General features: G+C 64.8%; 19 protein-coding genes. 10 read left to right on the forward strand and 9 right to left on the reverse strand.

Annotation, left to right across the window (positions count from 1 at the left end; genetic code table 11):
- Nucleotides 1-495 precede the first annotated feature (495 nt).
- From X743_RS140310 to X743_RS140300, 3 genes are all read left to right on the forward strand, one after another.
- Nucleotides 496-1,248: a thioredoxin family protein gene (locus X743_RS140310; protein ID WP_023780499.1), complete on the forward strand. Its 753-nt coding sequence runs from the start codon at nucleotides 496-498 to the stop codon at nucleotides 1,246-1,248.
- A 91-nt stretch (nucleotides 1,249-1,339) separates the two neighbouring features.
- The gene (locus X743_RS140305; protein ID WP_023768909.1) at nucleotides 1,340-1,642 is read left to right on the forward strand and encodes a hypothetical protein; all 303 of its coding nucleotides are present in this window, start codon (nucleotides 1,340-1,342) and stop codon (nucleotides 1,640-1,642) included.
- Nucleotides 1,643-1,689: 47 nt separating this feature from the next.
- Nucleotides 1,690-1,932, forward strand: coding sequence for a hypothetical protein (locus tag X743_RS140300; protein WP_245264339.1), 243 nt, complete (start codon nucleotides 1,690-1,692; stop codon nucleotides 1,930-1,932).
- On the opposite strand, the gene X743_RS140295 is transcribed toward X743_RS140300, so the two are convergent.
- The 6 genes from X743_RS140295 to X743_RS140270 all read right to left on the reverse strand — a co-directional run bounded on the left by X743_RS140295 (nucleotide 1,903) and on the right by X743_RS140270 (nucleotide 8,515).
- Nucleotides 1,903-2,901, reverse strand: coding sequence for a bestrophin family ion channel (locus X743_RS140295; protein WP_023768911.1), 999 nt, complete (start codon nucleotides 2,899-2,901; stop codon nucleotides 1,903-1,905). The two genes, X743_RS140300 and X743_RS140295, sit on opposite strands and share 30 nt — an antisense overlap.
- Nucleotides 2,902-3,029: 128 nt before the next feature.
- On the reverse strand, nucleotides 3,030-4,187 hold the full coding sequence (locus X743_RS140290) for a substrate-binding domain-containing protein (protein WP_031258679.1): 1,158 nt from the start codon (nucleotides 4,185-4,187) through the stop codon (nucleotides 3,030-3,032).
- Nucleotides 4,188-4,266: 79 nt separating this feature from the next.
- A complete protein-coding gene (locus tag X743_RS140285) occupies nucleotides 4,267-5,268 on the reverse strand; it encodes an ABC transporter permease (RefSeq protein ID WP_031258681.1) in 1,002 nt (333 codons plus the stop codon).
- A 67-nt stretch (nucleotides 5,269-5,335) separates the two neighbouring features.
- Complete coding sequence (locus X743_RS140280) at nucleotides 5,336-6,907, reverse strand: sugar ABC transporter ATP-binding protein (RefSeq protein ID WP_023768914.1); 1,572 nt, start codon at nucleotides 6,905-6,907, stop codon at nucleotides 5,336-5,338.
- Between the two features lie 89 nt (nucleotides 6,908-6,996).
- Complete coding sequence (locus X743_RS140275; protein WP_023768915.1) at nucleotides 6,997-7,743, reverse strand: DeoR/GlpR family DNA-binding transcription regulator; 747 nt, start codon at nucleotides 7,741-7,743, stop codon at nucleotides 6,997-6,999.
- 148 nt (nucleotides 7,744-7,891) lie between these two features.
- A complete protein-coding gene (locus X743_RS140270; protein ID WP_013894407.1) occupies nucleotides 7,892-8,515 on the reverse strand; it encodes a TetR family transcriptional regulator in 624 nt (207 codons plus the stop codon).
- 277 nt (nucleotides 8,516-8,792) lie between these two features.
- Between X743_RS140270 and X743_RS140260 the strand changes: the two genes are divergently transcribed.
- The 6 genes from X743_RS140260 (at nucleotide 8,793) to X743_RS140235 (ending at nucleotide 16,490) form a co-directional block, all read left to right on the forward strand.
- A complete protein-coding gene (locus X743_RS140260; protein ID WP_023768918.1) occupies nucleotides 8,793-9,290 on the forward strand; it encodes a (2Fe-2S)-binding protein in 498 nt (165 codons plus the stop codon).
- A complete protein-coding gene (locus tag X743_RS140255; RefSeq protein ID WP_023768919.1) occupies nucleotides 9,287-10,345 on the forward strand; it encodes a xanthine dehydrogenase family protein subunit M in 1,059 nt (352 codons plus the stop codon). The genes X743_RS140260 and X743_RS140255 overlap by 4 nt, the downstream gene beginning before the upstream one ends.
- Nucleotides 10,335-12,590, forward strand: a complete 2,256-nt coding sequence (locus X743_RS140250) for a xanthine dehydrogenase family protein molybdopterin-binding subunit (RefSeq protein ID WP_023768920.1) — start codon at nucleotides 10,335-10,337, stop codon at nucleotides 12,588-12,590. Before X743_RS140255 ends, X743_RS140250 begins: the two co-directional genes overlap by 11 nt.
- A gap of 152 nt (nucleotides 12,591-12,742) precedes the next feature.
- Entirely contained in the window at nucleotides 12,743-13,216 is a 474-nt protein-coding gene (locus X743_RS140245; protein ID WP_023768921.1) for a (2Fe-2S)-binding protein, read from the forward strand.
- Nucleotides 13,213-14,196 carry a xanthine dehydrogenase family protein subunit M gene (locus X743_RS140240; RefSeq protein WP_023768922.1) on the forward strand — a complete coding sequence of 328 codons (984 nt, stop codon included), beginning with the start codon at nucleotides 13,213-13,215 and terminating at the stop codon, nucleotides 14,194-14,196. The genes X743_RS140245 and X743_RS140240 overlap by 4 nt, the downstream gene beginning before the upstream one ends.
- Complete coding sequence (locus X743_RS140235) at nucleotides 14,193-16,490, forward strand: xanthine dehydrogenase family protein molybdopterin-binding subunit (protein ID WP_023768923.1); 2,298 nt, start codon at nucleotides 14,193-14,195, stop codon at nucleotides 16,488-16,490. The genes X743_RS140240 and X743_RS140235 overlap by 4 nt, the downstream gene beginning before the upstream one ends.
- 207 nt (nucleotides 16,491-16,697) lie before the next feature.
- Here X743_RS140235 and X743_RS140230 read toward each other — a convergent pair whose 3' ends face one another.
- On the reverse strand, nucleotides 16,698-17,708 hold the full coding sequence (locus X743_RS140230; protein WP_023768924.1) for an NAD(P)-dependent alcohol dehydrogenase: 1,011 nt from the start codon (nucleotides 17,706-17,708) through the stop codon (nucleotides 16,698-16,700).
- Nucleotides 17,709-17,804: 96 nt separating this feature from the next.
- Between X743_RS140230 and X743_RS140225 the strand changes: the two genes are divergently transcribed.
- On the forward strand, nucleotides 17,805-18,734 hold the full coding sequence (locus X743_RS140225) for a LysR family transcriptional regulator (RefSeq protein ID WP_023768925.1): 930 nt from the start codon (nucleotides 17,805-17,807) through the stop codon (nucleotides 18,732-18,734).
- 44 nt (nucleotides 18,735-18,778) lie between these two features.
- Here the strand turns inward: X743_RS140225 and X743_RS140220 are convergent, their stop codons facing one another.
- Complete coding sequence (locus X743_RS140220) at nucleotides 18,779-19,123, reverse strand: hypothetical protein (protein ID WP_023768926.1); 345 nt, start codon at nucleotides 19,121-19,123, stop codon at nucleotides 18,779-18,781.
- Between the two features lie 77 nt (nucleotides 19,124-19,200).
- Nucleotides 19,201-19,905, reverse strand: coding sequence for an outer membrane protein (locus X743_RS140215; RefSeq protein WP_023768927.1), 705 nt, complete (start codon nucleotides 19,903-19,905; stop codon nucleotides 19,201-19,203).
- Nucleotides 19,906-19,910 lie beyond the last annotated feature (5 nt).

The raw sequence follows: 19,910 nt of genomic DNA on the forward strand, positions 1-19,910 counted from the left end.
TGCCGCGCAGCGCCAGCGCCGGCGCGTCCTCGCGCAAGGCGACGCGGTCCAGCGCGCCGAGCGGATCGCCGGCGGCCAGGGCCAGTCCTGCCGCGGTGATCAGCGAGTCCATTCAAATCCCGTCACACTTGTAACTCCCACCCCCACGCCACGCCGCCCTAACTTAAATCACCACCGCCGGTCAGCAAGCCGCATCGACCAAACCTGGCCAGATGGCTGAGGCATCACGGCCACCGTTGACGCCAACACCGGCAATCGCCATCCTGAGCATCTCAGGTACAAATGTTAAGCATCTTAATAGGGATGATTGAAAATGCCTGCAACCGACGATCTCGAGCACACCGCACGGCCCCGCCACCCCTGCTGCGCCGGGCCGGACGATTCAAATCCCGCCACTTTTGTAACTCCCAGCGCTCCGCTTCACCGTTCTACGCTGGTTCCGGATCCCCACACGACAACACGCCGCGACGGCGCCACTGGCAAAGGAGAAGACCAATGACCAAGCACATGACGATGAAGACGCCACCGATCGTTTCAAGACAGGAATGGGATGCCGCGTACGAAAAGATGCTGGTCAAGGAAAAGGCCACCATGCGTGCCAAGGACGCGCTGTCCGCCGAGCGTCGCCGCATGCCTTGGCTGGAAGTCGACAAGGCCTATGTGTTCGAGGGCCCGAATGGCAAGGCCAGCCTGCTCGACCTGTTCGAAGGCCGCCGCCAGTTGATCGTCTACCGCGCCTTCTTCGAGCCTGGCGTCTATGGCTGGCCCGACCACGCCTGCCGCGGCTGCTCGCTCGGCGCCGATCAGGTCGGCCACCTCGCCCATCTCAACGCCCGCGACACCACGCTTGCCTACATCTCGCGCGCGCCGCAGCCCGACATCGTCAGGCTGAAGCAGCGGATGGAGTGGAAGATGCCCTGGTATACGATCACCGATAGCTTCGACAAGGATTTCGGCGTCGACGAATGGCACGGCCACAACGTGTTCATCCATGATGGCGACCGCGTCTTCCGAACCTATTTCATCAACACCCGCGGCGACGAGGCCTTGGGCACGGTGTGGAGCTATCTCGACGCCACCCCTCTCGGCCGCCAGGAGATCTGGGAAGATTCGCCCGAAGGCTATCCCCAGACCCCGCTCTACAGCTGGTGGAACTGGCACGACAATTACGAAGCCGGGGCCGACAAGAAGTGGGCCGAGGTGTCGGCGGCCGGCGAAGCCGCCTTCCGCGAAAAGAGCGATCAGTAGCGTCTGGCCGGAAAGGCCGAAAGTTTCCTCTCCCTCACGAAATGGGGAGAGGAAACCAAACCCTGCAGGCCAGGACACTAAGGAAAAGACCATGAACGACATCCATTCTGGCATCGGCAGCGCGACTTCCGAACACATCGCCCCTCTCGGTATCGCCGACTGGCTGTGCCTCGCGGCAGCACCCACCTTCGCCGTGATGGCCCTGCTCTCCTGCCTTCAGGGCGGCGATGCGGCCATGCTGTGCATGGGCAGCTCGCCGCTGACCAGCCCGTCTTTTACCGGCCTGTCTTTGACCGGCCCGTCTTTAACCGGGATGCCGGCCATGTATCTGTTGATGAGCGCCTTCCATCTGGCGCCCTGGTTGCGCGTGATTTCCGGCCGGGAGGCCCGCTAGATCCGGCTCGCCCCATATCAAAATATCCCACACGTCGGAGAAAGACTATGCGGCTGGTCAGGCTAAGAGCGCCCGGTGGCTTGGACAGGCTCGACCTGGTCGAGGAAGATCCGCCCCGGCCAGGGCCGGATGACGTGCTGGTCAGGATCCGCGCCTGCGCGCTCAACCTGCGCGACGATTTCGCGGTGTGCGGCAAGATGCCGATGGCTGACGGCCGCGTTCCGCTCTCCGATGGCGCCGGCGAGGTGATTGCCAGCACCTCAAGTCGCGATATCATTCACCGGCAATAATGGCTTGGGCAGCTTAACCTCGCCAAGTCCCGCGCGCAGTTCGATCTCGATGTCGCGGCAGATCTGCGAGATCGGAACGTCGTTGGCATTGCCCTCGAACGGGTTGGCGCTGCTCTCGCCGACCTGGTCGAGAGACATATAGGCCCAGCCCAGCAGCGTGCTGAACGGGATCGTCAGCCAGATGCCGACCGTGCTCAGCACGCCGCCAAGCTTGCCCATCTCCGCAAAGACCGGAACGACGCCGAACGGCAGCAGCGTGCAGAAGATCATGACGAACATGGAACTGACGATGGCGTATTGGCGCGGATAGGGGTTGTTCTTGATACGGTCGCAGCGCGCCTGCTGGTCGTGGAGGTCGCGGATCAGCTTCGTCAGTTCTACGTAAATCTGCGGGGGGAGCTTGGCGTCCTTGAACAGCGCGTTGACCTGGACCGATTGCATTTCGAGCAGAGCCAACGCCGGCTGCGACGATTTCAGCACCTTGTCGGCCTGTTCGGCCAGCAGCGGGCGCAACTCGTCGGCGATGGAGCCCTTGTCCTCCTGGATGCGATAGCGCCGCATATACTCGATGTTGGCCGCCTTCCCCATGGATTCCCACGGCATCGGCCGCCGCAGGGAAAAGCGCAGCGCCGTCATCCAGGCGATGTGGCGGTAGATGAGTTGCTTCGCCGTCGGTGCATCGAGGAAGTCGCGACAGAAATTGGACCACACCCGGCTGCTGGCGGTGATTTGCGTGAACGCCTGCAGTGCCTCGCCGCTGCGGGTGAAGACCTGCGAATTCTTGAAGCCGGCGACGAGCGACACCGTGGTGCCGAGCACGAGCACAACCGACCAAGGCACCGAGAAGCCAGCGATACCGGGAAGGCGGTAGGCCGCGACGGCCATGCCGCTCACCACCACCATGTAGATCACGCTACGCCGCGACCACAGCGCGAAATCGATCAGTTTGTAGGAACGGCCTACATACATCGCATGCCCTCGAAAGCGTGGATAACAGACAAATCAAGCTGTTGTGACGCCTAGCATACCGCGTGCCCGCGATGAATGGCCGTTCTGGCTCATGGGCGCGGGATTCCTCCCGCGCCCATGGCGCTACCTCAGTTGCATTTCGGCTTGGCGCTGTTGCAGGCGTCGACCAGTTCGGCCGGCGGATCCTTGTGGAAGACGGTCTTGAAGGATTCCAGCACGTTGGACTGCACCACCGGCAGCGACTGCACACCAACCCAGGCGGGCGTAGGCTGCCCGATCAGCGCCTTCATCATGGCCAGCGCCTCGGCGACACCCTGATCATAAGGGCGCTGCGAGCCGGTTGCCTTGAGCGGCCCGCCCTTGGCGATCTCGATCGCCGACTGCAGGCCGAGATCGACCGTGGTGATCGGAATGTCGATGCCTTGCGCGCGCATCGAGGACAGCGTGTCGAGCGCCGGCTGGTCCCAGACCGCGTACAGACCCTTCACATCGGGATTGCCAGTCAGAAAGTCGCCGGCGATCTGCGATACTTTCGAGGGATCGGTGAAGTCGACCTGCTTCATGACGATGTCGGGACGGTTCTTCTTCATCCACTCGCTGACGCCCTTGGTGCGCTCGTTGGTGCTGAAATAGTCGACGCCGAAATTCACCAGTCCGATCGTGCCCCCCTTGGGCATGCAGGACGCCAGGATCGTTGCTGCGATCTGGCCATTGCCCTGGCTGTCGGCCGAGATCATCGAGGCAAAATCCTTCGGAGATTCGAGGCCGACCGGAATGCTGTCCATGAACACCAGCTTGATACCGGCCTCGCCCACCTTCTTGTAGGTCGGCGCCGTCGCGGTGAAATCGACGGGAATGGAAATGATGCCGTCTGGATGCTGCTGGATGGTGTTTTCGATATCGGCGATCTGCTTGTCGACCTGATATTCGGCCGATGCCACGCCGGTGACGGTGACGCCATATTTGGCAAGCGTTTCGCTGATGCCTTGCACCTGCAACTGCGACCAGTCGAGGTTCACCGTCTGCATGGAAATGCCGACCTTGAACTTGCCGGCCTTGACCTTGGCGGCTTCGTCGTCGGTCAATTTCAGCTCGTCGGGCGAGGCTGCCTTTTCGCCGTGCGGACCCTGTCCGACAATGCCCTTGGGGCCGAGCGTGGCCATGTCGACACCGGTGACGCAAGTCTCCGGCGTCTGCGCCAGGCCAAGCGACGTCGACAGCGCGAAGGCGCTGGCGGCGAGGCCCAATGTACAGAAAAGCGAGTGGATTCGTGCCTGTTGTTTCATGACTTTCCTCCGTTGATCGTTGACGTTCTTGTCGCCGTTTGGAGCCGGCGATTTTCTGCTGGTGAGCGGGATGCGCGCCTTACCTCCTCGTGAACGCGACCGCGGCGACGATGATTGCTCCCTTGATGACGAGTTGCAGTGACGAGCTGACGCCGAGCAGCACCAGCCCGTTGTTGAGGGTGCCGATGATCAGGCTGCCGAGCAGCGTGCCGAGCACGAAGCCGCGGCCGCCGAACAGGCTGCAGCCGCCAAGGATGACCGAAGCGATGACATCGAGCTCCATGCCTTGCACGACATCTGGCCGCGCCGCGTGCGAGCGCGCCGACAGGATCAGCGATGCCAGTCCGGCGAGCGTTCCGGTCAGCACGAAGGCCAGCGTGGTGACTTGCTTGATGTGGACACCGGAATAGAGTGCGGCCGTCGGATTGCCGCCCGCCGCGTAGATGCGCCGCCCATAGACGCTGTAGTGCAAGAGCAGGATGCCGGCCACGGTGACGCCAAGCGTCCACAGGATCGGCGCCGGGACACCAAGCACCGAGCCCTCGCCGAAGATCGCGAAATAGTATTCGTTGGTGATGATGACCGGCTTGGTGTTGGTGACCATCAGCGCCGAGCCGCGCGCGGCGCTCAACGTGCCCAATGTCACCAGGAAGGACGGGATTTCGAGGCGGGTGGTCAAGACACCGTTGATCAGCCCGATCAGCGCGCCGGTACCCAGCCCCGCGACGGCGCCGACGACCCAATTGTTGGCCAGGAAAGCCATGGCCAGCGACGCGCTCATGCCCGAAAGCGCCAGTGTCGAGGCGACCGACAGGTCGATCTGCCGGGAGATGATGACGAATGTCATGCCCACCGCGATGATCGAGACCAGCGTCGTCTGCCGGCCGATGTTGAGAAAATTGTCGATCGACAGGAACCAGGGCGACGCCAGGCTGAAGACGATCAGCATCACGGCGAAGGCGACGTAGAGCATGTAGGGACGCTCGCCCTGAAGCAGATGCCGCAGCGCCGAGCGACCGCCCGCTTGGTTGGAGGCGCCCCTTGCCATTGGTGCCTTTGCCGGGCTTTGGGTGTCGGTCATGCCGCGTGCTCTTCCGANTTGGAGGCGCCCCTTGCCATTGGTGCCTTTGCCGGGCTTTGGGTGTCGGTCATGCCGCGTGCTCTTCCGATGGCTGCGAAAGTTGAATGAGGTGATGGAGATCCTCGGCGCTGCCGAATTCCTGCCGCCCAATCGTCCTGGCGATGTGGCCATCGACGACGATCGAGATGCGGTCGCAAAGCTGCAGCAGTTCCGAGAGATCCGAAGACACCAGCAGAACGCCGCTGCCTGCGGCGGCCGCGGCACGAATGACGCCGTAAATCTCCTCGCGCGCGCCGACATCGACACCGACCGTCGGCTCGTCGAGCAACAGCACCCGCGGCCGCGGCTCGTTCCATTTGCCGAAAACGACCTTCTGCTGATTGCCGCCGGAGAGGTTCTTCACTGCGGTCGATGCGTTGGGGGCCTTGACGGCCAGCCGGCGCATCGCGGCATTGGCGTGCTCGCTCGAGGACCGGCGCTGCAGCCAACCGAGGCGGGAGAACTCCCGCAGCCTTGGCAACACGAGGTTGCGCTCGATCGAATGTTCGAGCACCAGGCCCTGGACATGCCGGTCCTCCGGCACCAGCGCGATGCCTCGCCTTATTGCCGCCGCCGGATCGGTTCCAGCAAGCGAAACACCGTCCAGCCTGGCTTCGCCCGACTGAATGGACCGCAGTCCGAAGATGGTCTGCAGTATTTCGGTGCGTCCGCTGCCGATCAGGCCGGCGAGGCCGTGGATCTCGCCACTGCGCAGCTCGAGATCGGCGCGGTCCAGCCGGTCGTTGCTGACGTCAGTCAATTCGAGCACCGGCTTTTGAGATGGACCGGTCGATAAGGGCACGCCTTGCCCCGGTGCCGTGCCGTCCGCCTTCAGGACGGCGTGATCGGGCCCGACGATCGCCCCCACCAATTGCCGCATATTGGTTTGCGCCGTGACGAACGTTCCGGCGTTCTGTCCGTCACGGAAGACCGTCACCCGGCTCGAAATCCGGAACACTTCATTGAGGCGATGCGTGACATAGATCACCCCGACACCGCGCGCCACTACCGCCCGGATCGCCTCGAACAGGATCCTCTCCTCATCGTCGGTCAGCGCCGAGGTCGGCTCGTCCAGAATGAGCAGGCGGACATCGCCCATCAGCGCCTTGGCGATCTCGGTCATCTGACGATAGGCAAAGGGCAGCGAGCCGACCATGGCCCGGGCGTCGAGAGGGATGTTCTGCGATTTGAGGAAGGCTTCGGCCTGCGCCACCAGCTGCCGCTTCTTCAGGAAGCCAAGCCGCGTCTTCGGCTCTCGTCCCAAGAGCAGATTGTCGGCAACCGAGAGCGACTCGACCAGGCTCAGATCCTGGTAGACGACCGCCACGCCGGCATCGCGCGACTGGGCGGGCGAAGCGAACGAGACAGGCTTGCCGTCGATTTCGATCGAGCCGCCATCATGCACATGCACGCCGCTCAGGATCTTGATCAGCGTCGATTTGCCGGCCCCGTTTTCGCCGAGCAGGGCGTGCACTTCACCGGACCGGATCTCCAAACCGACGCCGCGCAGCGCATTGACGCCGCCGAACCGCTTCCTGACGCCCTCGACGCGCAGCAACGGGATTTCGGACATCATCGCAGTCGAACCCGGTTCGATCATGACGCCCGCACTTCCTCCCTTACCCGACGATATCTCTTTTGAGACTTATCTTACTTTTTTTGTGACTTTTCCATCAGCTTGAGGAAATGTCAAACGGAGTCAGGCTGAAATGAATCCGGTCCGACTTCGCCATGCTCGGTAACTATGGCGTCGAAGCCGTCCATGGCTGAGAAGAAGGCGCGCTTGAGCTTGCCGATCTTGCTCGAGTCGATGACCAGATAATTCTCGCGCGCAAGGCTCATCACCTTCTGCTTCACCACCGCCTCGTGGAAATGCTCGCAAGTGGCGCCGCGCTTGGCATCCACGCCGGCGGCCGACAGGAAGGCTGCGTTGATGCCGACGCTCTTCAAAATGTCGAAATCATGCGTGCCCGAGAAAGACGCCGACGCGGGGTGATAGACACCGCCTAGCATGATGATGGTCACATTGGGTTTGCGGCTCAGGCGCTCCGCGATATTCATCGCGTAACATATTGCCGTTATCTGATAATTTTCGGGGATGAGATCGATCAAGTGGATCAGTGTCGTGCCGCAGTCGATGAAGATCGTTTCGTCGGGCCGTATCTTGCGCACCGCGTGCAGGCAGGCCTCGCGCTTTGCCGCCGCATGACTGTCGGCCGCGGTCGCCAGTTCGTAGGGAATATCGGCCTCGATCTCGGCCGCGGCCAATATGTGCCCGCCGAGATAGGCGATCTGCCCCTGGTTGTTGGCGATGTCGCGCCGCACCGTCATTTCGGAGACGCCGAGAAGCGTTGCCGCTTCGCTCAGATGGATGACCCGCCGTTCCGACAAAAGATGGATCAGCCGGGCCGTCCTTTGCGCTTTGCGAGCAGTCATGCGTTGGGCCTGTTGGTCGCCTGAAATGTGAGGATTTTAACAACCGGTCGCACTCAGATGCAAGCGCGGTGCGCGACTTGGTCCTGCAATGGCTGACGGGCATGCCCAGCTTGGCTTTTACCGGTCGCCGGGCTAATCGCTCGGACCATCAGGCCTTGGCGGATTTCCCTGCCCCGAACCGCAAGCCGTCCATCAGCAGTTTGACCAGCCGCCACGAGCGGTCGCGCCACTCCGGTGTATCGGGTGCGGAATAGATGCCACCCAGCGCGTGCAGGACGTCGGAGGCATCGACGTCGCCGCGGATAGTGCCGTCGGCCACTGCCGCCTCGACCAGTTGCCGCAAGGCCTGCGATATCCGGCCCGACGTGTCGGAAAACAGCGTTGAATTGGTGGTGAAGAGGATGCGCAGGCTGGTCGCCAGGCCGCGCTTGGTAGCGATGTAATCGACGAAGCGCCGCATCCATTCTTCCAGCGCGACGTCGGACGGATATCTTGCCGCAAGCTCGCCGGCAGCGGCACAAAGCGCCTCCGCTTCACGACGGTAGACCACCTCGACCAGGTGCTCGCGCGTTGGGAAATGCCGGTAGAGCGTGCCGATGCCGACCCCGGCGCGGCGTGCGATCTCCTCCAGCGAGGCATCGATGCCGCGCTCGGCAAACAGCGCCGCCGCCGTCTCGACCAGCCGGTCGCGATTGCGCTGGGCATCCGCGCGCAGCGGCTTGGCCTCCGCGGCGGTCTTCGTTTCGGCGAGTGCTGACGGCTCGACGGCCAATTTTTTCTCCACGGATCAAATATGGGGGCTTGAACCCGGCCGGGCCAGCCCCCACGTAATAAACGGAGGCGCCTCCGTTTTAGTGGAGTACCTTTATCATATAATCAGGGGAATGGGTATGTCACGTCTTTCCAACCTGCAAGCCGACATCTCCCCTGCGTGCGAGAGAACCGTCTTCATCTCTGCTTTCATCACCAGCATCTGACCACGAGGTACCTTGCCCCTCCCGGCAAGGCGCCAGTTCAATTCCCGACCTAAGCACTGGAGCCAGAGGTCAATGACCAGCCTTCCCATCACGCTCACCATCAACGGACACCGACACGAACTGGAGGTCGATCCACGCGTAACGCTGCTCGACCTGTTGCGCGAGCGGCTTGACCTCACCGGCACAAAGAAGGGTTGCGATCGCGGCCAGTGCGGCGCCTGCACCGTGCTGGTCGACGGCAAGCGCATAAACTCCTGCCTGGCGCTGGCGGTCAGCCATGACGGCGCCGACGTTTTGACGATCGAAGGGGTCGCGAACGGTGAAGAACTGCATCCGGTGCAGGCCGCCTTCATCGCCCATGACGGCTTCCAGTGCGGGTTCTGCACGCCCGGCCAGATCATGAGCACACTCGGCCTGATCGCCGAAGGACAGGCAGGCGAGGATCCCGAGCGCATCCGCGAGGGGCTGAGCGGCAACATATGCCGCTGCGCGGCCTATGGCGGCATCGTGGAGGCCGTCCTGGAAGCCCAGGAACAACTTGCCAGAACCGACCGGAGGACCGCGGCATGAGAGACTTCGACTATATCAGGCCCGCCACCATTTCCGACGCCATCGCGGCGGCGGCCGAGCCAGGTTCGTCCTATCTCGCCGGCGGCACCAATCTGCTCGACCTGATGAAGGGCGGCATCACCAGCCCCGAGCGCATCGTCGACATCACTCGACTGCCGGAGCTCAATCGCATCGAACGGCTGGACGACGGCGGCCTGCGCATCGGCGCGCTGATCCGCAATGCCGACCTGGCCCATGACGCGGCGTTCGCCAGCGCCTATCCCGCGGTGGCCGAAGCGCTGCTTTCGGGCGCCTCGGCGCAGCTCCGCAATGCCGCCACCGTCGGCGGTAATCTGCTGCAACGTACGCGCTGCAGCTATTTTTACGACACTGCCAGTGCCTGCAACAAGCGCGATCCCGGCACGGGCTGCGGCGCGTTGGGCGGTGAGAACCGCCTGCACGCCGTGCTCGGATGGAGCAATGCCTGCATCGCCACGCATCCGTCGGACTTCTGCGTGCCGCTGGTGGCACTCGATGCCGTGGTCGAGATCGAGGGCAAGGCCGGCCGGCGCCATGTCACCCTGGAGCAATTCCACCGGTTACCCGGCGACGCGCCGCAGCTGGAGAATCCACTGGAGCCCGGCGACCTCATCGTGGCGGTGCGGCTGCCGGCGGAGGCCGCCTCCTTCCGCGCCAACGCGCGCTACCTGAAAGTGCGCGAACGCACCTCCTATGCCTTCGCCGTCGTCTCGGCCGCCGCGGCGCTCGTCATCGATGGTGGCAAGATCCGCGGTGCAAGGCTGGCGCTGGGCGGTGTGGCGGCCAAGCCGTGGCGGGCGCGTTCGGCGGAAGCCGCCCTGCTCGGCGCCGATGCCGACGAGGCGAGCTTCGTTCGCGCCGCCGATGCCGCGATGGCCGACGCCAGCCCGTCCGGCGACAATGCGTTCAAGATCGAACTTGCCCGGCGCATTCTCGTCAGGGCGCTGATGTCGGCACGGGCAGGAACGCCCGAACGGCTGCCGGCCCTGCCTGCCTCCCCTTTTTCCTCCATCCCCGGAGCGCGCCATGACGCTTGAACTCAACCTCAACCAGCAACCCGCCCATACCCGGCAGGGCTCCAGCATCGGCCAGCCGCTGACCCGCCGCGATGGATTTTTGAAAGTCACCGGCACCGCGCGCTATGCCGCCGACAACCATCCGCTCGGTATGCTCTATGCCGTGCTGGCCGTCAGCAGCATCGCGCGCGGCCGCGTCGTCTCGCTGGATATCGAGGCGGCCAAGGCGCATTCGGGCGTGGTCGAGGTGATGACCCCGCGCAACCGCCCGGCCCTCGCCATCGATCCGGATGCCAAGGACAATCCCTTCATGTTCCGGCTCGACCTGCTGCAGAACGACCAGGTCCGCTATCCCAACCAGAGCATTGCCGTGGTGATTGCCGAAACCCTTGAAGCAGCGACCGAAGGAGCCGCGCTGCTGTCGCCGCGCTATGAAGCGCTGCCCGCGCGCGTCGGTCTCGACGGCGCTGAAAGCTTCGTACCCCGCGGTGTCGGCGTCGGCGGCCCGGCGGTGCAGCAGAAGGGCGATGTCGAAGCCGGCTTCAAATCGGCAACGACGCGGATCGAGGCGACCTACGAAACACCGGCTCAATACCACAACGCCATGGAGCCGCACGCGATCGTGGCCGCCTGGGACGGCGACCGCCTGTCGATCGACACGCCGAGCCAGGGCCTTGCCATGGCGCAGGGCCGCATCGCCGGCCTGTTCGGCATCGCACCGCAAAACATCCACATCCGCAGCCCTTTCCTTGGCGGCGGCTTCGGCTCCAAAGGCATGATTTCCGGGCCGCAGGTGCTCGGCATCCTGGCGGCACGCCTCGTCGGCCGTCCGGTCAAGCTGGTGCTGCGGCGCGAGCAGATGTACGGCCCCGTCGGCCATCGCGCCCCGACCCGCCAGACCCTGCGCATGGGCATGGATGGCGACGGCCAACTGACCGCGATCTCCCATCACGCCAGGACCGCATCGAGCACGTTCGACGATTTCTTCGAACCGGCGGCCGACGCTTCGCATACGCTCTATGCCAGTCCGGCCATCGCCACCTCGCACGATGTCGTGCGGCTCGACACCGGCACGCCGCTGTTCATGCGGGCTCCCGGCGAAGCCACTGGTTCGATCGCTCTGGAGAGCGCCATCGACGAGGCCGCGCATGCCTGCGGCATGGACCCGCTGGAATTCCGGCTCAAGAATTATGCCGAAGTCGAGCCGATGACGGGCAAACCGTTCTCCTCGAAGGCGCTGCGCGAATGCTACCAACAGGCGGCCGAGGCGTTCGGCTGGGCGAGCCGCCCGCTTCAACCGCGCCGGATGCGCGACGCGGATGGTTTCCTCGTCGGCTGGGGTATGGGCACGGCCACGTTTCCCGCCATCATGTTCCAGGCCGAGGCCCGCGCCGTGCTAAGAGGCGACGGCAGCGGCCTGATGGAGACCGGCACCCAGGACATGGGGCAAGGCGCGTGGACGGCCTTTGCCCAGATCGCCGCCGATGGATTGGGGCTCGACATCGACCGGGTCGAGTTCAAGGCCGGCAGTTCCGATCTTCCTAACGCCGGCATTGCCGGCGGCTCCGGCCACACGGCGACAGCCGGAATGGCGATCCACAATGCGGGCGCCGCCGTCATCGCAAGGCTTGCCGATCTTGCCACCGGTGACGAGCGCTCGCCTCTGTTCGGCGCCGGCAATGAAGGTTTGCTGGCGCGCGGCGGACGGCTCTATCGACGCGAGGACGAAAGCCGCAGCGAGACCTATGCCGAGATCCTTACCCGCGCGGGCCTCTCCGAGGTCGAAGGCCATGGCAAGGGTGCTCCGGATCCGGCGTCGCAGGAGGCCTATGCCAAGCACGCACATGGCGCGGTGTTCGCCGAGGTCAAAATCGATCCCGATTTCGGCCAGATCCGCGTCACCCGGCTGGTCGGTGCATTCGCCGCCGGACGGGTCATCAACCCGCGGCTGGTGCGCAGCCAGTATTACGGCGGCATGATCTGGGGCGTTTCCTTCGCGCTGCATGAGGAAGCCGTCACCGACAGGCGCTCGGGCCGGATCCAGAATGCCAACCTCGCCGAATACCATGTGCCGGTGAATGCCGACGTCCCGTCGGTCGAGGCGCTGCTGGTCCATGAGCACGATCCCTACGTCAATGCGCTCGGCATCAAGGGCGTCGGCGAAATCGGCATCACCGGCACGGCCGGTGCCGTTGCCAATGCGGTCTGGCATGCAACCGGCGTGCGGGCCCGGCGCTTTCCGATCCGGCTGGAGGACCTGCTCTGAGGTGACCAGCGTGCGCGTGTCGTTCGGAAGCCGATCCCCTTCCAAACGACACGCACCAGAAACGATAGCGCAGCGAAAGGGCCGGAAGCCGTCCGGCCCTCACCTGCCCTAGCCCAATCCCATCCGCGTCAAGCAACTGGAGCCAGACGCCCATGACAAAAATCCCCGCCCATCTCGATATCAACGGCCATCGCCACGCGTTGCAGCTCGAACCGCGCGTGACGCTGCTCGACGCCCTGCGCGACCGCCTAGGCCTGACCGGCACCAAGAAGGGCTGCGACCACGGCCAGTGCGGCGCGTGCACCGTGCATGTCGACGGCGAGCGCGTGCTGGCCTGCCTCACATTGGCAGCCCAGGCCGAGGGCCGCACCATTACCACCATAGAGGGGCTTTCACGGGAGGGCGAACTGCATCCCGTGCAAGCTGCCTTCCTCGAACAGGATGCCTTCCAGTGCGGTTATTGCACACCAGGCCAGATCATGTCGGCGGTGGCCTGCATCCGCGAGGGCCATGCTGGTTCGGATGAAGAGATCCGCGAATACATGGCCGGCAATCTCTGCCGTTGCGGCGCCTACCCGCACATTGTCGCCGCCGTGCGCCAGGCAGCGCTGGAGGTCGCGTCATGAGGGACTTTTCCTATCTCCGCGCCACTTCGGCTGACGCCGCACGCCAGGCGGCCGCCCTGCCCGGCGCCATGCTGTTGGCTGGCGGCACCACGCTGATCGACCTTGCCAAATGCGGCGTCGCCGAGCCCGACATGCTGGTCGACATTACCCACCTCAAGGGGCTGGACCGGATCGAAGTAAACGAGCGCGGCGCCACCATCGGCGCGCTCGCCCGGATGAGCCATGTCTCCGATCACGCCGACATCAAGAGCCGCTTTCCCGCCGTTTCCGAAGCGCTGTGGCAGGCAGCCTCGGCGCAGATCCGCAACATGGCGACCATTGGCGGCAATCTGATGCAGCGCACGCGCTGCCCCTATTTCCGTGATCCCGCCAATTTTCCGGCCTGCAACAAGCGCGAGCCCGGCAGCGGCTGTTCGGCGATCGGCGGCGTCACCAGGGGACATGCCGTGCTCGGCACAAGCGACGCCTGCATCGCCATGTACCCCGGCGATCTCGCCACAGCGCTGGTCGCGTTCGACGCGACGGTCCATCTCGGCGATCGGCGCATCCCGGTCGACGACTTTTTCCTGCTGCCTGGCAGCACGCCGGACAGGGAGCACGCGATCGAACCGGGCGAAATGATCACCGCCATCGAGATCCCCGGTTCCGCCGCCGCCCGCCGCTCGACCTACCTGAAGATCCGCGACCGGCAATCCTATGAATTCGCCGCCGCGAGCGCCGCTGTCGGCATCGAGTTCGAGGCCGACGGCCGCACCATCCGCGATCTGCGCGTCGCGCTCGGCGGTGTCGCGACCAAACCATGGCGGGCGCGGGCCGTCGAAGACGCGTTGAAAGGCAAGGTGCTGGAGCCGGACGTTGTCCGCGCTGCCAGTCGGCTCGCAGTCGAAGGCGCCGTCGAGCACGGCGCCAACCATTACAAGACCGAGCTCGCGCCGCGTGTCGTCGCGCGGGCTATTCTCAACATGGGAGAGACGGCATGACCGTTCACAACATCCGACATGGTGACGCCTCGGACGGAAAGCTGGCGCAAGCCGTTGGCGGCCGGCTGTCGCGTGTCGACGGCCCGGCCAAGATCACCGGCGCGGCCAAATACGCAGTCGAGCAGCAGCTCGAAGGCCTCGCCTATGCCGCGCTGGTCGAAAGCACGATTGCTTCCGGCAAGGTGCGTTCGATCGAGACAGCGGAGGCCGAGGCAGGGCCGGGCGTGCTCAAGGTGCTGACGCCGGACACCATTATCAGTCTCAGGACCGCGTCCGACTGGTTCGGCACGCCGCCGCCGGACAAGCCCTATTGCCCGCTGGCGCGTGATATCGCCTTCTCGGGCCAGCATGTCGCGGCTGTCGTCGCGGAAACCTTCGAGCAGGCGGTTGCGGCCGCGGCCCTGGTCAAGGTCAGCTATGACGAGACGCCGGCCATTGTCGACCTCAGCGACGGCAAGGCCGGCGACGGCATTCCGATCGATGCCATGACCAAGGAATGGGGCGACGCGCAAACCGCCTTCGCCTCGGCGCCGGTGCGGATCTGCGCCGCCTATAACACGCCGCGCGAATACCAGGCGCCGATGGAGCCGCATGGCCTGATCGCACGCTGGGAAGGCGACAAGCTGACCGTCTGGGAGCCCAGCCAGTGGCTGGACGGCATGGCCCGCACCTATGCCGAATGGTTCGATGTGCCGTTCCAGAATGTGCGGCTGGTGTCGCCCTATGTTGGCGGCGGCTTCGGTTCGAAGGCGCTGGCGCTCGGCCACGGCGCAATTGCCGCGAGTGCCGCCAAGATGCTCGGCCGGCCGGTGCGGCTGGTGATGACCCGGCCGCAGACCTTCACCGGCTATGGTGGCCGCGCCGCGACGCGGCAGACGGTGACGATCGGCGCCGGCCATGATGGCGTCATCCAGTCCATCGTGCATCGCGGTGTCAACGAAACGTCGATCGACGGCATGTGGGTCGAGCCGCTGGGATCGGTCACCTCGATCATGTACGCGACGCCGAATTTCTCTTCGAAACAGAATGTCGTGCGGGTCAACAGCGTGGTGCCGGGCGCCATGCGCGCGCCGGGCGAGAACCCTGGCGCCTTCGGCATAGAAAGCGCCATCGACGAACTCGCCTACGAGGTCGGCATCGACCCGCTGGAGATCCGGCTGCGCAACTACGCCGAACAGGATCCACACGTCAAAAAAGCCTGGTCGACAAGGCAGTTGCGCGAGGCTTTTGCCGCAGGCGCCGAACGTTTCGGCTGGTCAAGGCGCACGCCGCAGCCGCGCTCGATGCGCGACGGCAACCAGTTGATCGGCTGGGGCGTTGCCGCCGGCACCTATCCGGTGCGGCGCGCTTATGGCGAGGCGATCGTGCGCATCCTGGCCAACGGTTCGGTCGAGGTCGAAAGCTCCTCGATCGACATGGGCCAGGGCACCTACACCATCCTGGCGCAGACGGCTGCCGAAACCGTCGGCGTGCCGGCCGACGACGTGGTGGTGAAACTCGGCGATTCCCGCTTTCCCCGGGCCGGCGTCACCGGCGGCTCGCGGCTGGCCGGCGTGATGACCGGTGCGGTCCATAAGGCCGCCATCTCGGCGCTCGACCAATTGGTGGGTCTGGCGATCAGCGACCCGCGCTCGCCCTTCCATGCGCTGCAGGCCAACACGCTGGTGGTGAGCAACGGCCGCATCGGTTCGCCGCGCGGCGATGGCCCTGATGTGTCGGTCGCCGAATTGCTCAAGAGCGTTGGCCGCGACCATATCGAGGCGACCGGCGACACCATGCCGGCCAATTCGAGCGCCGAGGACCGCTACAAGAACTACACCACCATCGCCATGGCGCTGCCGCACACCGAGGGCGACTATTCCCGCTACTCCTGGTGCGCGCATTTCGTCGAAGTGCGCGTTGACGAGGATTTCGGCACGGTGCGCGTCTCGCGGATGGTGTCGGCGCTGGATTCGGGCCGGCTCTACAATCCGAAACTGGCCGAAAGCCAGTGGAAGGGTGGCATCATCATGGGGATCGGCCAGGCGCTCTTGGAAGAAGGCATCGTCGACCGCCGCCACGGCCGCATCGTCAACGACAACCTCGCCGATTACCTCGTGCCGACCAACGCCGATATTCCCGATATCGAGGTGATCTCGGTCGGCATCCCCGATCTGCATTCCTCGGCCCTTGGCGGCAAGGGCGTCGGCGAAGTGGCCATCGTCGGCGTCGCGCCGGCGATAGCCAATGCGGTGTTCCACGCGACGGGGAAACGGATCAGGGATTTGCCGATCACGCTGGAGAAGCTGATTTAGCTGGACGACGCGTGGTGCGAGGCGCCCCCCTCTGCCCTGCCGGGCATCTCCCCCTCGAGGGGGGAGATTGGCAGCTTCGGCGCTCTGCTAACTTTCTTTCCAGCGTTGATCATTGGCGAAAACGATGAAGCGAATAATCTCCCCCCTTGAGGGGGAGATGGCCGGCAGGCCAGAGGGGGGCGGCCAGGCGCAAGCCTCACCCTCCCCTCACCACTCCAATCCGAACACCAATTTCCCGAAATGCAGGCCGCCGGCGGCCATGTGGGTGTAGGCTTCCGCTGCTTCATCAGGTGAAAACACCTTGTCGACGACCGGCTCGATCCCAGCTGCACCGATGGCGCGGGCCGCGTCGCGGAGGTCGGACACCGATCCGGTGTTGTTGCCGACCACCTTCAGCGCCTTGATGATGATCGGCAGCAGATTGACCGTGGCCTCGGCGCCGGTGACGAAACCAATGGTGAACAGCGTGCCGCCGGGCGCGGTGGCGTTGACCGCACGGGCAAAGGTGGCGGCGCCGCCGGTCTCGACGACGAGGTCCGCGCCGAGGCCGTCGGTCAGCTCCAGCACCTTGTCGTCCCAGTCTGATGTCGCGCGGTAGTTGATCAAATGATCGGCGCCGAGTGCCTTCGCCCGCTCCAGTTTCTCGTCCGACGAGGAGGTGATGATGACGGTGGCGCCGAAGGCTTTTGCCAGCTGCAACGTGAAGATCGAGACGCCGCCAGTGCCAAGCAGCACGACGACCGAACCCGGCCCGACATTTGCGGCGCGGATCGCGTTCCAGGCGGTGGTGCCGGCGATCGGCAGTGTCGATGCCGCCTCGAAGGAGAGGTGCGCCGGAACCGGCACCAGCGCATTGGCCGGCAGCGCGACATATTCGGACAGCGACCCCGGCAGCGAGATGCCTCGCATCTGCCTCATCTCGTAAGGCCGCGGCGGACCGCCGATCCAGTGCGGCTTGGCATGCGCGATCACGCGATCGCCCGTGCTGAATGTCGTAACGCCCTCGCCCAGCGCGACGATCTCGCCGGCGCCGTCGGCGACCGGGATGAGCGGATAGGTCGGTCCGGGATAATTGCCGCTCGCCACCGCGACATCGACGAAGTTGAGGCTCGCCGCGCGCTGGCGGATAAGCACCTCGCCGCGCTGCGGTTCGGGGGTGGCGACGGTCGTGGCGCGGAAGGCATCCAGCCTGGCCTGGCTGAGTTCGATGGCTTTCATGGTTCACTCCTGTGTGACGATTGATGGGTTGAGTGAACCTATCTGCTGCTCTATCACTAGATAATCCTCGCCATTTACATTTGAGTATTGCGGATAATGCAGCAATCACACGAGCCGGCGGCCCTTGCCGAAATGGCGGCCTTCGCGGCCATCGCCGAGGCGCGCTCCTTCACCAGGGCGGCGGCACGTGTTGGCCGCGACGCGACCATCCTGTCGCGGCGCTTGCAATCGCTGGAGGAGCGGCTGGGGGTAAGGCTGCTTCATCGCACGACGCGCAGCGTGTCGCTGACCGAAGCGGGCGCCGAATTCCTGGTGCGCGTGCGCGCCATCCTCGCGTCGGTCGACGAGGCCGAGGCAGCGGCTTCCGCCCACGCCGGCGGCGGTCCGCGCGGCCTGCTCAGGCTGGCATTGCCCGGCACGTTCGGGCGCATGTGGATCGGCCCGCTGCTGCCGCAATTCCTCGCCGAATTTCCCGACGTCCGCATCGAGGCCGAATTCTCCAATCGCTTCGCCGACCTGGTCGCCGAGAATTTCGACGTCGCCGTGCGGCTCGGCGCGCTGGAGGATTCGCGCCTGGTGGCGCGCAGGATCGCGACGCGGCGCCGGCTGCTCTGCGCCGCTCCCGCCTATCTCGCCCGAAGCGGCAGGCCGGAGACACCGCAGGCGCTGCTCGAACATTCCTGCCTGGGCTTCTCCGGCTTCCAGACCTTTCCGGCCTGGGAGATGATGGACCGCGAAGGCCGGCGCGCGCGCGTCGAGGTTTCCGGGCCGTTGGTCACCGACGATGCCGAGGTGCTGGTCGAGGCCGCCGTGCAAGGTGTCGGGCTGATGATGAGCACCGACTGGCTGGTCGGTCGCGAAATCGCCGATGGACGGCTGGTGCCAGTGCTGGAGGACTGGACGCTCGCCGACGAAGGCGCGGTCTATGTCGTCATGCCCTCGGCCAAGGGACAAGCCGCCAAGACCCGCGCCTTTGCCGACTGGATCGCCAAGCGCTTTTCGCCGGAGCCGCCGTGGCGGCGGTGAAGCTGCTAATTTCCTCTCTCGAAGGGGGATTACGCGCTCCGCTATCAGCCCGCCCGCAGGCGAAGCGAGCCGACAGAATCCAGCTTGAGCTCGCCGCCAAAGGCCGGGTCATCGACGCCGAGAACCAGCCCGCCATCGAACTGCTTGTTGTAGCCGGCATAAAGGCCACCGAAGCCGCCGGACGGGCCGTAACCCCAGCCATAATCGTCGAAGCTGCCGGGCGCAAAGGTCTGCCCGACCCGCGCGTCACCCCACGCGTATCCGGCCTGTGCGCCGAGATAGGCGCCGGACCAGTTGTAGCTAGAGTCAACCGGCAAATTGGCATCCGCTGCCGACGCCATGCCAGCAGCTGCGAGGATGACGGCCGCCGCGAGAGGAATGGTTTTCATGGTTGATCTGCTGCCTCGAAATGCTGTGTTTGCCCGCGCCGAAAAAACGGCGCGGGGTTGCTGGCCGGCGTGGCGGATCAGAACTTGTAGCTGAGGCCGACCCGGACATCGTGCGTCTGCAGATCGACGCTCGTCGCCGTCGGAAGACCGGCTGCTATTGAGAGATCCTGGCTGCCGAAATCGGAGTACCGATATTCGGCCCGCGCGATCCATCTGTCGGTGAAGGCGTGCTCGATGCCCGCTCCAACCGTCCAGCCGACATGGCTCTCGTCGTGGAACGGTATTTCACCGCCGGGGCCAGCGCTGATCGCGGTCACTTCATATTTGGCCGCAGCCACGCCGGCGGTGATGTAGGGCAATGTCCGGTCGAACGCATAGCCAGCCCGCAGCCGCGCCGATCCCGACCATTTGAGTTCGCTCTTGAGCAACGCGGAGACGCCACCGCCACCGGCGTCCAGGGGCGTCAGCCCATCGGCATTGCTGTAGGCGATATCAGCCTCGGCGCCGATCACGAAGCTGTTCGCCATCTGGTAATTGGCGCCGATATGGATGCCGCCGACAAAACCGCTCGGATCGAGCGAACTGTTGAGGTCGGAGCCTCCGCCGAAACCGCCGCCGGCGATGAAAAGATTGGATTTTCCGGCCGCGTAGCCGACGTCGACGCCGGCATAGAGGCCGGACCAGTCGTAGCCGGCAACAGGCGAAACTTCATTGATGTCAGCCGCACAGGCCATGCCGACAGGCCCAAGAATGAAGACTGTCGCGAGAAGAAGGGTTTTCATTTGTT

Origin of the sequence: Mesorhizobium sp. LNHC232B00 (assembly GCF_000502435.1) — a bacterium.
In the GTDB taxonomy this organism is placed as follows: domain Bacteria; phylum Pseudomonadota; class Alphaproteobacteria; order Rhizobiales; family Rhizobiaceae; genus Mesorhizobium; species Mesorhizobium opportunistum.

Excerpts from the sequence above, each read along its gene's own strand:
- X743_RS140310 (WP_023780499.1), top strand. The coding sequence starts at position 496 with ATGACCAAGCACATGACGATGAAGACGCCACCGATCGTTTCAAGACAG.
- X743_RS140305 (WP_023768909.1), top strand. The coding sequence starts at position 1,340 with ATGAACGACATCCATTCTGGCATCGGCAGCGCGACTTCCGAACACATC.
- X743_RS140300 (WP_245264339.1), top strand. The coding sequence starts at position 1,690 with ATGCGGCTGGTCAGGCTAAGAGCGCCCGGTGGCTTGGACAGGCTCGAC.
- X743_RS140295 (WP_023768911.1), bottom strand. The coding sequence starts at position 2,901 with ATGTATGTAGGCCGTTCCTACAAACTGATCGATTTCGCGCTGTGGTCG.
- X743_RS140290 (WP_031258679.1), bottom strand. The coding sequence starts at position 4,187 with ATGAAACAACAGGCACGAATCCACTCGCTTTTCTGTACATTGGGCCTC.
- X743_RS140285 (WP_031258681.1), bottom strand. The coding sequence starts at position 5,268 with ATGACCGACACCCAAAGCCCGGCAAAGGCACCAATGGCAAGGGGCGCC.
- X743_RS140280 (WP_023768914.1), bottom strand. The coding sequence starts at position 6,907 with ATGATCGAACCGGGTTCGACTGCGATGATGTCCGAAATCCCGTTGCTG.
- X743_RS140275 (WP_023768915.1), bottom strand. The coding sequence starts at position 7,743 with ATGACTGCTCGCAAAGCGCAAAGGACGGCCCGGCTGATCCATCTTTTG.
- X743_RS140260 (WP_023768918.1), top strand. The coding sequence starts at position 8,793 with ATGACCAGCCTTCCCATCACGCTCACCATCAACGGACACCGACACGAA.
- X743_RS140255 (WP_023768919.1), top strand. The coding sequence starts at position 9,287 with ATGAGAGACTTCGACTATATCAGGCCCGCCACCATTTCCGACGCCATC.
- X743_RS140250 (WP_023768920.1), top strand. The coding sequence starts at position 10,335 with ATGACGCTTGAACTCAACCTCAACCAGCAACCCGCCCATACCCGGCAG.
- X743_RS140245 (WP_023768921.1), top strand. The coding sequence starts at position 12,743 with ATGACAAAAATCCCCGCCCATCTCGATATCAACGGCCATCGCCACGCG.
- X743_RS140240 (WP_023768922.1), top strand. The coding sequence starts at position 13,213 with ATGAGGGACTTTTCCTATCTCCGCGCCACTTCGGCTGACGCCGCACGC.
- X743_RS140235 (WP_023768923.1), top strand. The coding sequence starts at position 14,193 with ATGACCGTTCACAACATCCGACATGGTGACGCCTCGGACGGAAAGCTG.
- X743_RS140230 (WP_023768924.1), bottom strand. The coding sequence starts at position 17,708 with ATGAAAGCCATCGAACTCAGCCAGGCCAGGCTGGATGCCTTCCGCGCC.
- X743_RS140225 (WP_023768925.1), top strand. The coding sequence starts at position 17,805 with ATGCAGCAATCACACGAGCCGGCGGCCCTTGCCGAAATGGCGGCCTTC.
- X743_RS140220 (WP_023768926.1), bottom strand. The coding sequence starts at position 19,123 with ATGAAAACCATTCCTCTCGCGGCGGCCGTCATCCTCGCAGCTGCTGGC.
- X743_RS140215 (WP_023768927.1), bottom strand. The coding sequence starts at position 19,905 with ATGAAAACCCTTCTTCTCGCGACAGTCTTCATTCTTGGGCCTGTCGGC.